We start from the raw sequence: 16,895 nt of genomic DNA on the forward strand, positions 1-16,895 counted from the left end.
CTCATGGGAGCGCAGCTCCGGGTCTACAAGCGTCGCATCCGTGCCGTCACGGCGACCAAGAAGATCACCAAGGCGATGGAGATGATCGCCGCCTCGCGCATCGTCAAGGCGCAGCGCAAGGTGGCGGCGTCGATGCCGTACGCGACCGAGCTCACCCGTGCGGTGACCGCGGTGGCGACCGGTTCGAACACCAAGCACGCCCTGACCACCGAGGTCGAGGCGCCGACCCGCGCCGCGGTCCTGCTCATCACGAGCGACCGCGGTCTGGCCGGCGGCTACTCCTCGAACGCCATCAAGCAGGCGGAGCGGCTCACCGAGCGGCTGCGCTCTGAGGGCAAGGACGTCGACGCCTACATCGTCGGCCGCAAGGGTGTCGCCTACTACGGCTTCCGCGAGCGCAAGGTCGCGGACTCGTGGACCGGCTTCACCGACAGCCCGGCCTACGCCGACGCCAAGCGCGTCGCGGCGCCGCTGATCGAGGCCATCCAGAAGGAAACGGCCGAGGGTGGCGTCGACGAGCTGCACATCGTCTTCACGGAATTCGTGTCGATGATGACGCAGAACGCGGTGGACGGCCGGATGCTGCCGCTCAGCCTCGACCAGGCTGCGGAGGAGAGTGGCACGAAGGGCGAGATCCTTCCGCTGTTCGACTTCGAGCCGTCGGCGGAGGACGTCCTCGACGCCCTGCTGCCGCGCTACGTCGAGAGCCGCATCTACAACGCACTGTTGCAGTCGGCCGCTTCCGAGCACGCCGCCCGCCGCCGTGCGATGAAGTCGGCGACCGACAACGCCGGAGACCTCATCAAGAGCCTCTCCCGGCTTGCCAACGCGGCCCGCCAGGCCGAAATCACCCAGGAAATCAGCGAGATCGTCGGTGGCGCCAGCGCCATGGCCGACGCGACCGCGGGGAGTGACAAGTAATGACGACCTCTGTTGAGACGGCCGCCGCCACGGGCCGCGTCGCCCGGGTCATCGGCCCGGTCGTCGACGTGGAGTTCCCCGTCGACGCGATGCCCGAGATCTACAACGCCCTCAAGGTCCAGGTCGCCGACCCGGCCGAGGACGGCAAGCTCAAGACCCTGACCCTCGAGGTCGCGCAGCACCTGGGTGACGGCCTCGTCCGTACCATCTCGATGCAGCCGACCGACGGCCTGGTCCGCCAGGCCCCGGTGACCGACACGGGCGAGGGCATCACCGTCCCCGTCGGTGACTTCACCAAGGGCAAGGTCTTCAACACCCTGGGTGAGGTGCTCAACTACCCCGAGGCGAACGCCGAGGTCACCGAGCGCTGGCCCATCCACCGCAAGGCCCCGAGCTTCGACGAGCTCGAGTCCAAGACGGAGATGTTCGAGACCGGCGTCAAGGTCATCGACCTTCTCACCCCGTACGTCAAGGGTGGAAAGATCGGTCTGTTCGGTGGTGCCGGTGTCGGCAAGACCGTTCTGATCCAGGAAATGATCTACCGCGTCGCCAACAACCACGACGGTGTGTCGGTCTTCGCGGGCGTCGGTGAGCGTACCCGTGAGGGCAACGACCTCATCGAGGAGATGGGCGACTCGGGCGTCATCGACAAGACCGCCCTTGTCTTCGGCCAGATGGACGAGCCCCCGGGCACCCGTCTGCGCGTCGCGCTCGCCGGTCTGACCATGGCGGAGTACTTCCGCGATGTTCAGAAGCAGGACGTGCTGTTCTTCATCGACAACATCTTCCGGTACACCCAGGCGGGTTCCGAGGTGTCGACCCTGCTCGGCCGCATGCCCTCCGCGGTGGGTTACCAGCCGAACCTGGCCGACGAGATGGGTCTCCTCCAGGAGCGCATCACCTCGACCCGTGGTCACTCGATCACCTCGATGCAGGCGATCTACGTCCCCGCGGACGACCTGACCGACCCGGCGCCGGCGACCACCTTCGCCCACCTCGACGCGACGACGGTTCTCTCCCGTCCGATCTCCGAGAAGGGCATCTACCCGGCCGTGGACCCGCTGGACTCGACGTCCCGCATCCTCGACCCGCGGTACATCGCGGCGGACCACTACGCGGCCGCCATGCGTGTCAAGGGGATCCTGCAGAAGTACAAGGACCTCCAGGACATCATCGCGATCCTCGGTATCGACGAGCTGGGCGAGGAGGACAAGCTCGTTGTCCACCGTGCCCGTCGCGTCGAGCGCTTCCTGTCGCAGAACACCCACGTCGCCAAGCAGTTCACCGGTGTGGACGGTTCGGACGTTCCGCTCGACGAGTCGATCACCGCGTTCAACGCGATCTGCGACGGTGACTACGACCACTTCCCCGAGCAGGCGTTCTTCATGTGCGGTGGCATCGAGGACCTGAAGGCCAACGCCAAGGAGCTGGGCGTCTCCTGATCCGGCGCGCTCCTCGCGGAGCGCATCCGGTTCGTACGTTTCACGGAGAGGGGCGGGTGTGTCCCGTCCCTCTCCCCACGCCCATTAGAATTTGACCCAACACCCGGCTGACCCGCCGGGTGGTGACCCGAGGAGCCACCTTGGCTGCTGAGCTGCACGTCGAGCTGGTCGCGGCGGACCGTAATGTCTGGTCCGGTGAGGCCACTCTGGTCGTCGCCCGCACCACGTCCGGCGACATCGGCGTCATGCCCGGTCACCAGCCGCTTCTCGGTGTGCTGGAATCGGGCCCGGTGACCATCCGCACCAGCGAGGGCAACACTGTCGTCGCCGCGGTGCACGGCGGATTCATCTCGTTCGCGGACAACAAGCTGTCCCTGCTGGCCGAGATCGCCGAGCTCGCGGACGAGATCGATGTCCAGCGTGCGGAGCGGGCACTGGAGCGCGCGAAGTCGGAGGCCGACGCGGCCGCCGAACGTCGCGCCGATGTCCGGCTGCGCGCGGTCGCGGGGCACTGAGCCCCGTACCGAAGAGTTTGATACCTCAGCCGCGGCCCGTTCTGGAATTTTCCAGACCGGGTCGCGGCTGTGGCGATGTAGGTCCGGTACCGGACGCGTCCGGTGACGGGCACGGTCGTATGCGGTTTTCGATGAGCGAGGAGGTCGGTGAAGATGCTCCTCGCTCTGCTTGTGAGCGGCCTGGTCGTAGCCCTGGTGGTGATCGGGCTGTTCGTGTTCGGCCTGCGCCGCAGACTGATCCAGCGCTCGGGCGGGACCTTCGACTGCAGCCTGCGCTGGGGCGTGGCCGACGAGCCCGACGTCTCGGGCAAGGGCTGGGTCTACGGGGTCGCCCGCTACAGCGGTGACCGGATCGAATGGTTCCGGGTGTTCTCGTACTCCCCGCGCCCGCGCCGGCTGCTGGAGCGTTCCTCCATCGAGGTGCTCGCCCGCCGCGCGCCCGAGGGCGAGGAAGAGCTGGCCCTGCTGTCCGACGCCGTCGTGCTCGGCTGTTCCCACCAGGGGACGCGCCTGGAGCTGGCGATGAGCGAGGACGCGCTGACCGGCTTCCTGGCCTGGCTGGAGGCGGCGCCGCCCGGCCAGCGGGTGAACGTGGCTTAAAGGAATGAAGCCGGGGCGACGGGGGCGGACCCGTCTCCCCGGCTTCGGCCTTGTCCCGCACCACGCGCGGGGGCAGCACCGGAACGTGCGTGGGGTTACCGCAGGCCGGTGTGGATCGCGTTCGCCAGTTCGCCGTTGGTGGTGTCGCCGCTGAACTCCCAGAAGAAGGCGCCCCTGAGGCCCTGGCTCTTGGTCCAGCTCATCTTTCCGGCGATGGTGGCCGGGGTGTCGTAGCTCCACCAGTTGCTGCCGCACTTGGCGTAGGCGGTGCCGGCGATGGTGCCGGTGGCCGGGCAGCTGTTCTTCAGCACCTTGTAGTCCTCGATGCCCTGCTCGTACGTGCCCTGCGCCGGCCCGGTGGCGGTGCCGCCGGGCGTGGCCTGGGTGACGCCCGTCCAGCCGCGGCCGTAGAAGCCGATGCCGAGGTTGAGCTTCGAGCCGGGGATGCCCTTGCCCTTGAGCTTGGTGATGGCGGCCTCGGAGTTGAAGCCGTCCTGCGGGATGCCGGCGTAGGCCGTGAGCGGGGAGTGCGGGGCGGTCGGGCCCTGCGCCGCCCAGGCGCCGAAGAAGTCGTACGTCATGACGTTGTAGAAGTCGACGTACTGGGCCGCGCCCGCGTAGTCGGCCACGTCGAGCTTGCCGCCGTTGGAGCCGTCGGCGGAGATGGCGGCGGTGACCAGGTTGTTCGCGCCGAACTTGGCGCGCATGGCCTGCATCATGTTCTTGAGGGCGGCCGCGCCGCTGGTGTCGCAGGACAGGCCGCAGGCGTTCGGGTACTCCCAGTCCAGGTCGATGCCGTCGAAGACGTCGGCCCAGCGCGGGTCCTCCACCAGGTCATAGCAGGACTGGGCGAAGGCGGCGGGGTTCTGCGCGGCCTGGCCGAAGCCGCCGGACCAGGTCCAGCCGCCGAAGGACCACAGCACCTTGATGTGCGGGTACTTCGCCTTGAGCTTGCGCAGCTGGTTGAAGTTGCCGCGCAGCGGCTGGTCCCAGGTGTCGGCGACGCCGTCGACGCTCTGGTCGGCGGTGTAGGCCTTGTCGTAGTCGGCGTAGGCGTCACCGATGGTGCACCGGCCGCCCTGGACGTTGCCGAAGGCGTAGTTGATGTGGGTGATCTTCGCGGCCGAGCCGGAGGTGTCCAGGTTCTTCACGTGGTAGTTGCGCCCGTAGACGCCCCACTCGGTGAAGTAGCCCAGCTTGACCTTGTCGCCCGGGTTCGGCGGGTCGACCACGCCGCCCGAGGTGGTGATCGACACGGTGGCGGAGGACGCGCCGGTCTGGTCGGCGGTGTCACGGGCGACCACGCGGTAGCTGTACGTGGTGCCCTTGGTCAGGCCGCTCTGGGCGAGGGTGGTGCCGGTGACCGTGGCGATCTTGGCGCCGTCGCGGTGGACGTCGTAGTTCTTGACGCCCTTGTCGTCGGTGGCGGCGGCCCAGCTCAGGGTCAGCGAGGTCTCGGTGATGTTCGAGGCCTGGGGGGCGCCGGGGGCCGAGGGGGGAGCGTCGCCGGGCTGGGTGCCGCCGTCACAGGAGCCGCCGTTGATCTTGCAGCCGCTCGGGGCGCCGGGGCCGCTGCCGTTGAAGCCGAAGCTGACGCTGGCGCCGGGGGCGAGGGTGCCGTTCCAGCCGACGTTCTTGGCCGTCCAGTGCGTGCCCGAGCTGGTGACGGTGGCGTCCCAGGCCGAGGTGACCTGGGTGCCGCTCGGGTAGTCCCACTCCACGGTCCAGCTGTTGATGGTCGTGGTGCCGGTGTTCTTCACCGTCCACTTGCCCTCGAAGCCGGATCCCCAGTCGGAGACCTTGGTGTAGGTGGCGCTCGCGGCGGTGGCCGCCTGCGCCGGCCCGGCGAGGCCGACCATCGCGGCGGCGGGCAGGGCGAGGGCGGCCACCGTGGCGGCCAGCCTTCTGAAGAATCGGACGCGTCGTGGGGGTGCTGTGCTCAAGGGTGCTCCTCCGTAGGTCCGTAGCCGCCGTGGGGCCGACCGCTACCGGGGATGGGACCTGCGCCGCCCGTGAGCACGCTCCGACACGATCTTTTGTCATGGCACGCTCACCACAGTGTTGCGGTGAGCGTAGAAAGGTCTGTACCAACCGTCAAGAGGTCCAGACCTCATCTCGGAAAGGCCGGCTAGAACCCGGGCTGGATCCCCAACTCCTGTGCCAGGACGGCCGCTTGGACCCGACTTCGCAGCTCCAACTTGCCCAGCAGCCGGCTGACGTGCGTCTTCGCCGTGGCCTCCGCCATCTCCAGCCGCGCCGCGATCTCCGCGTTCGACAGCCCCTCGCCGAGCGCCGCCAGCACCTCCCGCTCCCGCGGCGTCAACGAGGCCACGGCCGCCTCCGTCTCCGGCCGTACCGAAGGACGCACCGCCGTGGGAGCCGCGAACTCGGCGATCAGCCGCCGGGTCACCGCCGGCGCGATCAGCCCCTCGCCGCGCGCCACCGTGCGCACCGCCGCCACCAGCTCCGCCGCGTCCGCGTCCTTCAGCAGGAAGCCCGAGGCCCCCGCCCGCAGGGCCCCGAAGACGTACTCGTCCAGATCGAACGTGGTCAGCACGAGGACGTCGGCCAGCCCTTCCGCGACCACCTCGCGGGTGGCCGAAACCCCGTCCATCCGGGGCATCTGCACGTCCATGAGGACCAGGTCCGGGCGCAGCTCGCGGGCCAGGCGCACCGCCTCCTCGCCGTCGGCGGCCTCGCCCACCACCTCGATGTCGCCCGCGCTGCGCAGGATCAACACCAGGCCCGCGCGTACCGCGCTCTGGTCCTCGGCCACCAGGACCCGGATTCCGGCCCGCTCGGTCATCCCGCCACCACCTTCTCCTCGGCGGGCAGCGAAGCCCGCACCCGCCACACCGTCCCCACGGCGCCCGCCGTGAAATCCCCGCCCAGCAGCTCCGCGCGCTCGCGCATGCCGACCAGGCCCGCCCCGGAACCCGGCGCGCGCGGGCCCGGCCCGTCCCCGTACGGCGAGTCCACCCCCACGGTCAGCAGCCCGGCCGCCCGCGCCACCCGCACCCGGACCGTGCCGGGCGCCGCGTGCTTGAGGGCATTGGTCAGCGACTCCTGCACGATCCGGTACGCCGCCAGCTCCACCGGCGTCGGCAGCGCCGCCCCGGGGGGCCTGAGGTCCTCCAGTACGAAGTCCAGCCCACTGCCGGAGCCGTTCGTCCGGGCCTGCTCGACCAGCGCGTCGAGGCCGTCCAGCGTGGGCACGGCGTCGGCCCCCTGCCCGGCCCCGGCGTCCCGCAGCAGTCCGATCAACCGACGCATCTCGGCCAGCCCCTGCACGCTGTTCTCGCGGATCACGCCGAGCGCCTCGCGGCTGGTGGCGGGGGAGTCGATGGACAGCGCGGCGGTGGAGTGGATGGCGATGGCCGACAGGTGGTTCGCCACCATGTCGTGCAGCTCCCGCGCCATCCGGGCCCGCTCGGCCATCACCGCCTGGGTACGGTCCATCTCGGCCAGCAGCGCCGTCTGCTCGGCCCGCAGCCGGGCGGCCTCGGCGGCCTCGCGGTGGTTGCGCAGGGTGGCGCCCGTCAGGGCGGGGCCGAAGGTCACGACGCCGGTGATCAGACCGAGCAGCAGGGCCTGCGGGGTGCGCAGCCAGGTCACGCTGCCGATCGTGACGGCGACGGTGAGCAGGCCGGTGCCGATCGGCAGCCGGCGGGCCATCGCGGGGGACCCGTAGACGACGGCCGCGTAGACGAGGTCCGTGAAGATCAGCAGGGTGGCCAGGTTCCCCACCGTGAACGTGTCGGCGATCATCCCGGCCGTGCCGACGATCAGGGTCGCCCGGGGCGCGGTGCGGCGCAGCAGCTCCATCGCACCGAGGACCACCAGCGGGACCAGGGCCGCCCACGCGGGCAGGACGTCGCGGGCGCCGTTGCTGTGGACGCCGAAGGACCACAGCAGCAGGCCCGCCGACACGCTGATCACGGCGAGCAGGACGTCGTCGCGGTGGGGCCGAAGGCTCGTGTGGGTCACGGTCCCATCCAACACGGTGCGGCAGGGCGCGGCCTCGCCGTCGGGGCGGAGACGGGGCGGCGGCGCGGTACATCGAAGGATGCAGTCACGATTCGTCACCCGTGACGACGCCGAGGGGCGGCGCGGACGGGAGTCTGGACGAGGAAGAGAGAACCGACCCCGACCGGACGGAGAGACCCGTGCTCGTCGCGCTGATCATCACCTGCGAGATCGCCTTCTGGGTGCTGCTGGCCGGGGGACTCGCCCTGCGCTACCTGGCGAAGAAGCCGAGGCTCGGCGCGGCCGTCCTGCTGTGCGAGCCGCTCCTGGAACTGGTGCTGCTGGTGGTCACCACCCTGGACCTTCGCAACGGCGGCGAGCCGGGCTGGTCGCACGGGGTCGCGGCCCTGTACATCGGCTACACCGTGGCGTTCGGCCACGCGACCGTGAAGTGGCTCGACGCGCAGGCCGCGTACCGCTTCGGCGGCGGCCCGAAGCCGCCCGGCCCGAAGTACGGCAAGGAGCGGGCCCTCCACGAATGGAAGCTCTGGATCCGGACGCTGCTCGGCGCGGCCGTCGCGGTCGGACTGCTCCAGATCGCGATCTGGTACGTCGGCGACGCGGCCGACACCGGCACCCTCCAGTCGACGCAGTTCGCCGCGCTGCGGGTGCTCGGCATCCACGCCGTCATCGCCGCGACGTACTCGATCTGGCCGCGCAAGGCCCCGACGGAGGCGGGGGAGAAGGCCCGCGTGGACGCTTCCTAGCGCTCGCCGCCCGGCACCCACAGGACGTCGCCGACCTCCTTGTTGGCCGTACGGGCCAGGATGAAGAGGAGGTCGGACAGGCGGTTGAGGTAGGTCGCCGTCAGCGGGTTCATCACCTCGCCGTGCACCTCCAGCGCCGCCCACGTGGAGCGCTCGGCCCGCCGGACCACCGTGCAGGCCTGGTGCAGCAGGGCCGCGCCGGGGGTGCCGCCGGGGAGGATGAAGCTGCGCAGCTTCTCCAGCTCCTCGTTGAAGGCGTCGCAGTCCGCCTCCAGCCGGTCGATGTAGAACTGCTCCACCCGCAGCGGCGGGTACTCGGGGTTCTCCACCACCGGGGTGCACAGGTCCGCGCCCACGTCGAACAGGTCGTTCTGCACGCGGACCAGGACCTTCACCACCGCCTCCGGGAGCGCGCCCAGCGCGATGGCCGTACCGATGGCGGCGTTGGCCTCGTTGGCGTCCGCGTACGCGGAGATGCGCAGGTCGGTCTTCTGCGTGCGGCTCATGTCGCCGAGGGCGGTCGTGCCCTTGTCACCGGTGCGGGTGTAGATGCGCGTGAGGTTCACCATGAGGCCAGCGTAGACGCCGCGGTGTGAACTGCACGGCTGCGGACGGGTCCTGGCCCGTCCGGTGTGATGTCCGTCAGCTGAGACGTGACGCGTGTTACTTCACGGTCACTGCGCCCCTCACGGGCGCTAGTCTCCGCCGGAGAGGCTACGAGACAGGGCCTTGTCGAGACTGGGCCTGACTAAGAACGTGGGGTGTGCAGTGGCTGGGAAGCTCGCCGTCATCGGTGCCGGACTGATGGGTTCCGGAATCGCTCAGGTCTCCGCTCAGGCGGGGTGGGACGTCGTTCTGAGGGATGTCACCGACGCCGCGCTGACCCGTGGCACGGACGGCATCAAGGCCTCGTACGACAAGTTCGTCTCCAAGGGCAAGATGACGGCCGAGGACGCGGAGGCGGCCCTCGGTCGCATCACCACGACCACCGACCTCGCGGCGGTCGCCGACGTGGACATCGTCGTCGAGGCCGTCTTCGAGAAGCTTGAGGTCAAGCACGAGATCTTCCGTGCCCTCGACGAGCTGGTGCGCGAGGACACGATCCTGGCCTCCAACACCTCCGCCATCCCGATCACCAAGATCGCGGCCGTGACGAAGCGTCCGGAGCGGGTCGTCGGCGCGCACTTCTTCTCGCCCGTCCCGATGATGCAGCTCTGCGAGCTGGTGCGCGGCTACAAGACGAGCGACGAAGCCCTCGCCACCACGCGGGCGTTCGCCGAGTCCGTCGGCAAGACGTGCATCGTCGTCAACCGCGATGTGGCCGGTTTCGTGACGACCCGTCTGATCTCCGCCCTGGTCGTCGAGGCCGCGAAGCTCTACGAATCGGGCGTGGCCTCCGCCGAGGACATCGACATCGCGTGCAAGCTGGGCTTCGGCCACGCCATGGGGCCGCTGGCCACCGCCGACCTCACCGGCGTGGACATCCTGCTGCACGCCACGAGCAACATCTACACCGAGTCCCAGGACGAGAAGTTCGCGCCGCCGGAGCTGATGCGCCGCATGGTCGACGCCGGCGACCTCGGCCGCAAGAGCGGCCAAGGCTTCTACCAGCACTGAGCACAGACGTTCGAGCCCCGGCACCCTACGGGGTGAATTAGGTATCGGTTCGCTCACGGTCGGCAACTTCACTGCCCCCGCCGCAGTCAGATGCAGTGAGAGTTGCCGACCAGGGACCAGTCGGACCACACGTACGCAGGACAGCCGGGGAGCACACATGCACATCAGGGGCGACCACGCCGAACTCGCTGTCGGGGGTCGCCTCGACGTGCGCAGCGCGGCGGACGCCCGTACGGCCCTGCACACCGCCCTCGACGACGGCCACGGCGACCTCGTGCTCGACCTCACCGGACTCGACTCCTGGGACGCGACCGGACTCGGCGTGATCATGGGCGCCCACCGGCGGGCCGGCCGCACCGGCCGCCGCCTGGTCCTGCGCGGGGTGCCCGCGCAGATGCAGCGCCTCCTGGTGGCGACCCGGCTGCACCGCATCCTCGCGATCGAGGGCGGACTGGAAGCGGAGTCCCTGCCCCGGGTGTAGGGCCCGGAGCAGGGACCATCGGAGCAGCGACTAAATGGGCTGCGGGCGCGGGAGCGCTTCCGCTTTCATGGCCGCATGGTGTCCACCGACCGACTGCTCGCCTTCGCGGCCATGTCCCTCCTGCTGATCGTGATACCCGGCCCGAGCGTGCTCTTCGTCATCGGGCGCGCGCTCGCACAGGGCCGCCGGGTCGCGCTGACCACCGTCGTCGGCAACACGCTCGGCTCCTACGTGCTCGTCGTGGCCGTGGCCCTCGGCGTCGGGGCGGTCGTCGAGCGGTCCGTCCTCGTCTTCACCGCGCTCAAGATCGCCGGCGCCGCGTACCTCGTGTACCTGGGCGTCAAGGCCGTACGGCAGCGCGGATCCCTGCACGCCGCCCTCACCGGCCGCGAGGCGCCCCCGGTGAGCGGCACCCTGCGGACCCTGGCCGAGGGCTTCGCCGTCGGCGTCGCCAACCCGAAGACCATCGTCTTCTACGCCGCCGTGCTGCCCCAGTTCGTCGACCGCGGCCAGGGGCACGTCATGCTCCAGATGCTGGTGCTCGGTCTGGTCTTCAACGCCCTCGCCCTGGTCTGCGACAGCGCGTGGGGCCTGGTCGCGGCCACCACGCGCGGCTGGTTCGCCCGATCGCCCCGCCGGCTCTCCCTCGTCGGCGGCATCGGCGGACTCACGATGATCGGGCTCGGCGTCACCGTCGCCGCGACCGGCCGCAAGGACTGAGAAGCCGCAGGCCCCCAGGGCGCCGGCCGGAATTATCCGGAGAAAACCGGACGGTAGGGGGGCGAAGGCACCCCCTGAGCTTTCCGCGCCCCCGTCCACGGTCTAGGCTCCGGGCGGAAACCGGACCAGAAGCGACAGCGACGTGCGAGCGAGCGACGGCCGGGCACAGGACGGCGACGGCGCGCGACGCGATCGGGGGACTTGGTCATGGACCGTACGCAGGGGCAGCCCCATCAGGGCGAGCGGCCCACCACGGGCCTGCCCGCCGAGGCACCCGGCGGCCCGACCGCCGGCGCGAGGCGGTCCCCGGGGGCCGGTGCGCCCGCCCGGATGGTGACGCTGACCGCAGGGGAGTTCTCCCTCACCGTCAACCCCGTCGACGGCAGCGAGATCGAACCCCTGCGCCCCGGGAGCGAACGCCGCACGGACCGCCCCACCCGCCGCGGCGCCGCCGCCCGCGCCGCCGGGACTCCGCCGCGCGACCGCCCGTCCTGCCCGGCCCGCCCCTGCCCGCCCGACCGCCCCGCTCGCGCGTCGAGGAACGCGACCGCCTCGTACGCCTCCTCGGCCGCGGCCGCTCCGTACGCCTCACCGGCCCCGCCGGATCCGGCCGCACCACGCTCCTCGACGCCGTCGCCCACGCCTGCGCCGGCCTCGCGCCCGACGGGGTCGTCCGGATCAGCGGCCACGGGCAGCACCAGCCGACCGAGATCCTGCACGCGTTGTACGCCGCCGTCTACGACACCACCGACCGCCGCCCCGACCGTACGCAGCTCCTCGCGCGGGTCCGCGACATCGGCGCGATCGTGCTCCTCGACGACCTGGAACTCGGCGGCCCCGCCCTCGACGAGCTGCTGCGCGCCACCCCCGAGTGCGCCTTCCTCCTCGTCGCCGGCCCCGACACCAAACCGCCGGCCGACGACTCCCACCTGGAGGAGGTCTTCCTCGGCGGGCTCGACGCGACCGAATGCGTCCTGCTGCTGGAGGCGGCCACCGGTCGCGCCCTGACCGACGAGGAACGGGCCTGGGCGGCGGACCTGCGCTTCGCCTCCGAGGGCCTGGCGCTGCGCTTCGTCCAGGCGGCCGCGCTGCTGCGCCAACGCGACGAGCTGAACCGGCTGCCCGAGGCGGACGACGACGAGGAACCGGGCGTCTTCGAGGAACGCCCCCGCGACCCCGCCCCCATACCGCTGCCCACCCTCGCCGAGGCCGCGGCCCCCGCCGAGCTGCTCGCCTCCCGCGTCAGCGAGTCGGCCCGCGCCGCCCTGCGGTTCGCCTGCGCGCTGGGCGGGGAACTCCCGCACCACACCCACCTGCCGGCGCTGGTCGGCGACACGCACGCCGACACCGCCGTCGCCGAACTCCTCGGCTGCGGGCTGATCACCCCCGTCGGACCGCGCTACCGGCTGTCCGAGGGCGTCGCCCGACAGCTGGAGGAGGCCGGCTACGGGGACACCGCCGCCGAGGAGGCCCGTACCGCCGCCCGGCACTACGCCTGGTGGACCGGGCACGCCTCGGTGACCCCGGAACGGGTCGCGGCGGAGGCGGACGCGGTGCTGGCCGCGCTCGCCGGGGCCGATGTGGTGGCCGCCGTCCTGCTGGCCCGCACGGCCGCGCCGGCCCTCGCGGCCTCCCTGCACTGGGAGGCGTGGGAGCGGGTGCTGCGCGCCGGGGCGGAGGCCGCGCGGAAGGCGGGAGAGGTCGCCGAGCAGGCGTACTTCCACCACGAACTCGGCGTGCTCGCGCTGTGCGAGAGCCGCCTCGGCCGGGCCCGCGCCGAGCTGGAGGCCTCGATCGGGCTGCGCGGCGCGCTCGCGGACAAGCGCGGGACGGTCTCGGGGCGGCGGGCGCTGGCGCTCGTCACCGACCGCGAGGCGCTGGGCGTGAAGGTCTCGCCGCCGCTGCGACTGGAGCCGCCGGCGGTGGCCGTGACGAAGCCGGTACCGCCCGCCGTGTCGGCCGCGCCCGTCGCGCCGGCCCTTCCCGCGGCTCCGGACGCCGCCGTCGCGCCCGTCGCTCCCGTCGCGCCGGTTGCGCCCGTCGCTCCCGTCGCTGCCCTCGGGACGGCGTCGGAGGCCGTCACCCAGGTGACCCCGGTGATCGGCCGGCCGGGGTCCGGGCCGGCGACGACGCCGACCACTCTCTCGGAGGTGTTCGAGGACGCCTTCCCGAACACCCCCATGACCGCCCCGGCCCCCGGCCACCCCCGCCGGCCCGGACCGGAGCCGGCCGGCCGCCGCCCCAGGACGGTGCTGTTGGCCGCCGCCGGAGCCCTCACGGTGGTGGCGCTCGGCACGGTCGTCGGCCTGTCGATGGCGTCCGGTGACCCGGAGGCGCCCAAGGCCCCGCCGGCGTCCTCGACCCCGCCGCCGGAGGCGTCGGGGGAACCGGGCCGCGGCGGGAACGATCCCGCACCGGAGCCGGCGACCTCCGCCGCCCCGCTCCCGGAGAGCCCGGAGCCCCGTCCGCCGCGCCCGAGCCGGGTGGGCAGCGGCAGCCGGAGCGGCCGGCCGAGCCGGGGCGTACGCCCGGACCGCAGCGCCCGCCGGCGACGAAGCCGGCTCCGCCCGGACCGGGCACCCCGAAGCCCCGGGCCCGGTCACCTCGCCGCCGAGCCCGCCGAGCTCGCCGACCCCGCCCAGCCCCGAGCCGCCGAGCACGCCCCCGACTCCGTCCACGGCGGGTCCGACGCAACCGGACACCCCGACCACCTCGGCGGCGGCCCCGCAGACCCCCGCCGCCCCGACGGGGACGGCGGCCTGAGCGGCGGGCGCCGCGGACGCCGCAGTACGCCGGAGCCGATCAGAACAGGCGGAGCTTGTCGTCCTCGATGCCGCGCAGGGCGTCGTAGTCGAGCACCACGCAGTCCATGCCCCGGTCATTGGCCAAAACCCGCGCCTGCGGCTTGATCTCCTGGGCCGCGAACACGCCACGCACCGGGGCCAGATGCGGATCGCGGTTCAGCAGTTCCAGGTACCGCGTGAGCTGCTCCACACCGTCGATCTCGCCCCGGCGCTTGATCTCCACCGCCACCGTCGCGCCCGCCGCGTCGCGACACAGGATGTCGACGGGGCCGATCGCCGTCATGTACTCGCGTCGGATCAGGGTGTAGCCCTCGCCCAGCGTGTCGATGCGGTCGGCGAGCAGCTCTTGGAGGTGTGCCTCGACGCCGTCCTTGATGAGCCCGGGGTCGGTGCCCAGCTCGTGGGAGGAGTCGTGGAGGACTTCCTCCATGGTGATGATGAGCTTCTCGCCCGCCTTGTTGACGACGGTCCAGACGTTCGCCTCGTCCCCGCTCCCCTCCTTGAGGGTGCACGGAGGCGACATCCAGTTGAGCGGTTTGTACGCCCGGTCGTCCGCGTGGATCGAGACACTGCCGTCGGCCTTCACGAGGATCAGACGGGGTGCCGAGGGCAGATGGGCGGTGAGCCGGCCCGCGTAGTCGACGGAGCAGCGGGCAATGACGAGACGCATGGTCGGCAACGCTACTCGACTGCGAGGCCTCCACGCGATTCGCCCCTGAAAGCCCCGTTCGCCGATGGCGCGTTGTATGCGCATTCTCCTGGTGCGGCACCCGGTGGGCGCCTACCGTGGTGAGCGGGAGGTTGCCGAGCGTGCACACTGCGTCGCGGCCTCCTTCCCTGCCCGTAAGACTTCGGCACACCAAACGCCGGGGTCACGAGAGGAGAACCCATGTCGCTCGACGTCTCACCGGCCCTACTCGAACAGGCCGAGCGAGGCGAGGTCGACGAAGCCGCTTTCGTCGACTGCGTCCGGACCTCCCTGCCCTACGCATGGGAGATGATCAGCTCGTTGGTGGGCCGGCTGGAGGTTGAGGGCGGACAGTTCGTCGACAACCAGACGCCGCCGCCGAACGAGCAGGCGCGCGGCCAGCTGCTGCGCGCGCTCGCGAGTGACGCGATACGTGGTGCGCTGCAGCGCCACTTCGGGGTGCGCCTGGCCTTCCAGAACTGCCACCGTGTCGCCGTGTTCCCGCTGGATTCCTCGGTGGACGACCGGCTCGCCAAGTTCACCTCGATCCGCGGCCAGCTGCTCAACCAGTCGCCGGAACTGCGCGACTGCTAGGTCTTCGCTGCCGCTCCGTGTCGCGGGAGGTGCGACTGACACCGGAGCGGCAGCCCCTGGTCCGGCAGCCCCGGGTCCCGCCGCGGTCACGTTCAGCCCAGCAGCGGCAGTACCTCCGCGCCGAGGCGTCGTACGTTCTCCTCCGTCGCCGCCAGGTCGCCGGAGCCCTCCGTCAGCAGCGCGAAGCGGGTGATCCCCGTGCGCTCCGACGTGGCCGCCAGCCGCTCCGCCGCCAGCTCGGGCCTGCCGACGGGGTGCAGGTCGCACAGCAGCTCCGTGTACGCGGCCGGGTCGCGCATCGCGCGCGTCCGGCCGTCCACCGTCACGTGGGCGCCCAGCCCGAGGCGGAACCAGCCGGGCATCGCCTTGAGCAGGGTCTCGCGGGCGTCCACCGTGCGGTCGGCCAGCTGACAGACCCCCGCCGACACGTGCCCGGCGGACCGGACGAGCTGCGGATCGTGGCCCGCCGCGAGCGCGGTACGCCGCCACAGCGCGACCTGCTCCGCCTTCTCCTCGTCGCCGCAGTGCATGCCCAGCAGCATCGGCAGCCCCCGGAGCGCGGCCATGCGTACGGTTGACGGCGAGGTGCAGGCGACGATCACTTCCGGCCCGGTTCCGTCCTCCTCCAAGGCTTCCGCCGGGCGCGGTACGACGGCCACCTCCCGGAAGCCGTGCCGCTCGCCGCTCGCCCCCACGCGCGGCTCGGTCAGCCAGCGCCGCAGCAGGTCGAGGTCCTCCGGGAAGCCGCTCTCGTACGCCTCGACCCCGGCCCCGAAGACCTCCAGGTCCACCCATGGCCCGCCCCGACCCACCCCGAGGCTGAACCGTCCCCCGGAGGTGATGTGCAGCAGGGCGGTCTGTTCCCCGAGGGCCACCGGGTGCGTGTTCGGCAGGACGCTCACCGCCGTGCCCACTCTGAGTCGCCGGGTCCGGCCCAGCAGCAGCGCCGCCAGGGTCACCGCCGAGGGGCACACCCCGTACGGGACGAAGTGGTGCTCGGCGAGCCAGACCGCGTCCAGCCCCGCCTCCTCGGCCACCTCGGCCGTCCGCACCGCGCGGTGCAGTGCCTCCCCCTGCCCCTGGCCCGGGAACTGGGCCGCCAGTACAAACGCTCCTACGCGCATCGCCCTTAGCCTCCTCGCGGCTGACGCGGCCTCCCCCAGGTGGACCGACTCGCTGATGGCATCAACGTCTGCCGGCAACAACGTCTGACACGTGCCAAAGGCACGGCCTGACACGAAAGTTATTGAGATTGTCGGGCCAGTTCCCGTACAGGGTCGGCCTTCTCCGGACACCCTGCGGGTACCCGGGTTCGCTGCGCGTAGTCTGGAAGAAATTCACTGCCCGCCGCCCCTTCGTGAGGTATACGTGTCACCGCGCCACAACCGCCCCAAGGGCGGCGAGACTCCGGACGAACGACCCGGCGCCGGCCTCGACCGGTTCGGGCTGGAGCGGACCGAGGAGTACCTCGGCGAGGAATGGAAGGTGCGGCACGTCGCGGGCGCCGCCGCGGCGGGCAAGCGCTACCGCTGTCCGGGCTGCGACCAGGAGATCCCCTCCGGCACCCCGCACCTGGTGGCCTGGCCGGAGTACGGCGGCGTCGACGACCGCCGGCACTGGCACAAGGCCTGCTGGAACGCGAAGGACCGCCGCACCTCCAAGGTGCAGCGGTCCCGCAACGCGCCCAGGTACTAGGGGGCGTATTCGGTTGTGATCAAGAGGTGGTCCTCTTTGCAGATGGTGCGGACGGTCGCCAGGCGTACACGGACGAACTCGCCGA

General features: G+C 71.6%; 18 protein-coding genes. 11 read left to right on the forward strand and 7 right to left on the reverse strand.

The genetic code is table 11. The features are described from left to right. Positions 1–3 precede the first annotated feature (3 nt). The 4 genes from M4D82_RS22850 (at position 4) to M4D82_RS22865 (ending at position 3,478) form a co-directional block, all read left to right on the forward strand. Positions 4–921, forward strand: a complete 918-nt coding sequence (locus tag M4D82_RS22850) for a F0F1 ATP synthase subunit gamma (protein WP_249767818.1) — start codon at positions 4–6, stop codon at positions 919–921. Continuing rightward, positions 921–2,363 carry a F0F1 ATP synthase subunit beta gene (atpD, locus tag M4D82_RS22855; RefSeq protein ID WP_249767819.1) on the forward strand — a complete coding sequence of 481 codons (1,443 nt, stop codon included), beginning with the start codon at positions 921–923 and terminating at the stop codon, positions 2,361–2,363. The genes M4D82_RS22850 and atpD overlap by 1 nt, the downstream gene beginning before the upstream one ends. Before the next feature lie 140 nt (positions 2,364–2,503). Then, the gene (locus M4D82_RS22860) at positions 2,504–2,878 is read left to right on the forward strand and encodes a F0F1 ATP synthase subunit epsilon (protein WP_249767820.1); all 375 of its coding nucleotides are present in this window, start codon (positions 2,504–2,506) and stop codon (positions 2,876–2,878) included. Positions 2,879–3,031: 153 nt separating this feature from the next. Further along, positions 3,032–3,478: a DUF2550 domain-containing protein gene (locus M4D82_RS22865; RefSeq protein WP_249767821.1), complete on the forward strand. Its 447-nt coding sequence runs from the start codon at positions 3,032–3,034 to the stop codon at positions 3,476–3,478. Positions 3,479–3,573: 95 nt separating this feature from the next. On the opposite strand, the gene M4D82_RS22870 is transcribed toward M4D82_RS22865, so the two are convergent. The 3 genes from M4D82_RS22870 to M4D82_RS22880 all read right to left on the reverse strand — a co-directional run bounded on the left by M4D82_RS22870 (position 3,574) and on the right by M4D82_RS22880 (position 7,465). Then, positions 3,574–5,421 carry a glycosyl hydrolase family 18 protein gene (locus tag M4D82_RS22870; RefSeq protein ID WP_502988985.1) on the reverse strand — a complete coding sequence of 616 codons (1,848 nt, stop codon included), beginning with the start codon at positions 5,419–5,421 and terminating at the stop codon, positions 3,574–3,576. Between the two features lie 185 nt (positions 5,422–5,606). After that, on the reverse strand, positions 5,607–6,284 hold the full coding sequence (locus tag M4D82_RS22875) for a response regulator (RefSeq protein WP_249767822.1): 678 nt from the start codon (positions 6,282–6,284) through the stop codon (positions 5,607–5,609). After that, positions 6,281–7,465 carry a sensor histidine kinase gene (locus M4D82_RS22880; protein ID WP_249767823.1) on the reverse strand — a complete coding sequence of 395 codons (1,185 nt, stop codon included), beginning with the start codon at positions 7,463–7,465 and terminating at the stop codon, positions 6,281–6,283. Before M4D82_RS22880 ends, M4D82_RS22875 begins: the two co-directional genes overlap by 4 nt. 179 nt (positions 7,466–7,644) lie before the next feature. On the opposite strand from M4D82_RS22880, the gene M4D82_RS22885 reads away from it, so the two are divergent. After that, entirely contained in the window at positions 7,645–8,211 is a 567-nt protein-coding gene (locus tag M4D82_RS22885) for a hypothetical protein (RefSeq protein WP_249772071.1), read from the forward strand. Here M4D82_RS22885 and M4D82_RS22890 read toward each other — a convergent pair. Further along, positions 8,208–8,780: a cob(I)yrinic acid a,c-diamide adenosyltransferase gene (locus M4D82_RS22890; RefSeq protein WP_249767824.1), complete on the reverse strand. Its 573-nt coding sequence runs from the start codon at positions 8,778–8,780 to the stop codon at positions 8,208–8,210. The genes M4D82_RS22885 and M4D82_RS22890 overlap by 4 nt on opposite strands. Before the next feature lie 199 nt (positions 8,781–8,979). Between M4D82_RS22890 and M4D82_RS22895 the strand changes: the two genes are divergently transcribed. The 3 genes from M4D82_RS22895 to M4D82_RS22905 all read left to right on the forward strand — a co-directional run bounded on the left by M4D82_RS22895 (position 8,980) and on the right by M4D82_RS22905 (position 11,029). After that, positions 8,980–9,828, forward strand: coding sequence for a 3-hydroxyacyl-CoA dehydrogenase family protein (locus M4D82_RS22895; RefSeq protein ID WP_249767825.1), 849 nt, complete (start codon positions 8,980–8,982; stop codon positions 9,826–9,828). A gap of 157 nt (positions 9,829–9,985) precedes the next feature. Continuing rightward, positions 9,986–10,309, forward strand: a complete 324-nt coding sequence (locus tag M4D82_RS22900) for an STAS domain-containing protein (protein ID WP_073911465.1) — start codon at positions 9,986–9,988, stop codon at positions 10,307–10,309. Between the two features lie 75 nt (positions 10,310–10,384). Beyond that, entirely contained in the window at positions 10,385–11,029 is a 645-nt protein-coding gene (locus M4D82_RS22905; protein WP_249767826.1) for a LysE family translocator, read from the forward strand. Between the two features lie 233 nt (positions 11,030–11,262). Here M4D82_RS22905 and M4D82_RS22910 read toward each other — a convergent pair whose 3' ends face one another. Further along, positions 11,263–11,748 (reverse strand): hypothetical protein, encoded by a 486-nt coding sequence (locus M4D82_RS22910; RefSeq protein ID WP_249767827.1) that lies wholly within the window; start codon positions 11,746–11,748, stop codon positions 11,263–11,265. A gap of 3 nt (positions 11,749–11,751) precedes the next feature. Here M4D82_RS22910 and M4D82_RS22915 point away from each other — a divergent pair, with 3 nt between their 5' ends. Then, the gene (locus tag M4D82_RS22915; RefSeq protein ID WP_249767828.1) at positions 11,752–13,938 is read left to right on the forward strand and encodes an ATP-binding protein; all 2,187 of its coding nucleotides are present in this window, start codon (positions 11,752–11,754) and stop codon (positions 13,936–13,938) included. On the opposite strand, the gene nucS is transcribed toward M4D82_RS22915, so the two are convergent. Continuing rightward, the gene (nucS, locus tag M4D82_RS22920; RefSeq protein ID WP_249767829.1) at positions 13,832–14,503 is read right to left on the reverse strand and encodes an endonuclease NucS; all 672 of its coding nucleotides are present in this window, start codon (positions 14,501–14,503) and stop codon (positions 13,832–13,834) included. The genes M4D82_RS22915 and nucS overlap by 107 nt on opposite strands. 219 nt (positions 14,504–14,722) lie before the next feature. On the opposite strand from nucS, the gene M4D82_RS22925 reads away from it, so the two are divergent. Next, positions 14,723–15,115, forward strand: coding sequence for an SCO5389 family protein (locus tag M4D82_RS22925; protein WP_249767830.1), 393 nt, complete (start codon positions 14,723–14,725; stop codon positions 15,113–15,115). Between the two features lie 92 nt (positions 15,116–15,207). Here the strand turns inward: M4D82_RS22925 and M4D82_RS22930 are convergent, their stop codons facing one another. Next, positions 15,208–16,239, reverse strand: a complete 1,032-nt coding sequence (locus M4D82_RS22930) for an LLM class flavin-dependent oxidoreductase (RefSeq protein WP_249767831.1) — start codon at positions 16,237–16,239, stop codon at positions 15,208–15,210. A 244-nt stretch (positions 16,240–16,483) separates the two neighbouring features. On the opposite strand from M4D82_RS22930, the gene M4D82_RS22935 reads away from it, so the two are divergent. Next, the gene (locus tag M4D82_RS22935) at positions 16,484–16,810 is read left to right on the forward strand and encodes an Rv1322 family protein (RefSeq protein ID WP_249767832.1); all 327 of its coding nucleotides are present in this window, start codon (positions 16,484–16,486) and stop codon (positions 16,808–16,810) included. The last annotated feature ends 85 nt before the right edge of the window (positions 16,811–16,895 follow it).

It is taken from the genome of Streptomyces sp. RerS4 (assembly GCF_023515955.1).
GTDB lineage: Bacteria > Actinomycetota > Actinomycetes > Streptomycetales > Streptomycetaceae > Streptomyces.

Coding starts and splice junctions, on each gene's coding strand:
- M4D82_RS22850 (WP_249767818.1), top strand. CDS start 4: ATGGGAGCGCAGCTCCGGGTCTACAAGCGTCGCATCCGTGCCGTCACG.
- atpD (WP_249767819.1), top strand. CDS start 921: ATGACGACCTCTGTTGAGACGGCCGCCGCCACGGGCCGCGTCGCCCGG.
- M4D82_RS22865 (WP_249767821.1), top strand. CDS start 3,032: ATGCTCCTCGCTCTGCTTGTGAGCGGCCTGGTCGTAGCCCTGGTGGTG.
- M4D82_RS22875 (WP_249767822.1), bottom strand. CDS start 6,284: ATGACCGAGCGGGCCGGAATCCGGGTCCTGGTGGCCGAGGACCAGAGC.
- M4D82_RS22890 (WP_249767824.1), bottom strand. CDS start 8,780: ATGGTGAACCTCACGCGCATCTACACCCGCACCGGTGACAAGGGCACG.
- M4D82_RS22900 (WP_073911465.1), top strand. CDS start 9,986: ATGCACATCAGGGGCGACCACGCCGAACTCGCTGTCGGGGGTCGCCTC.
- M4D82_RS22905 (WP_249767826.1), top strand. CDS start 10,385: ATGGTGTCCACCGACCGACTGCTCGCCTTCGCGGCCATGTCCCTCCTG.
- nucS (WP_249767829.1), bottom strand. CDS start 14,503: ATGCGTCTCGTCATTGCCCGCTGCTCCGTCGACTACGCGGGCCGGCTC.
- M4D82_RS22925 (WP_249767830.1), top strand. CDS start 14,723: ATGTCGCTCGACGTCTCACCGGCCCTACTCGAACAGGCCGAGCGAGGC.
- M4D82_RS22930 (WP_249767831.1), bottom strand. CDS start 16,239: ATGCGCGTAGGAGCGTTTGTACTGGCGGCCCAGTTCCCGGGCCAGGGG.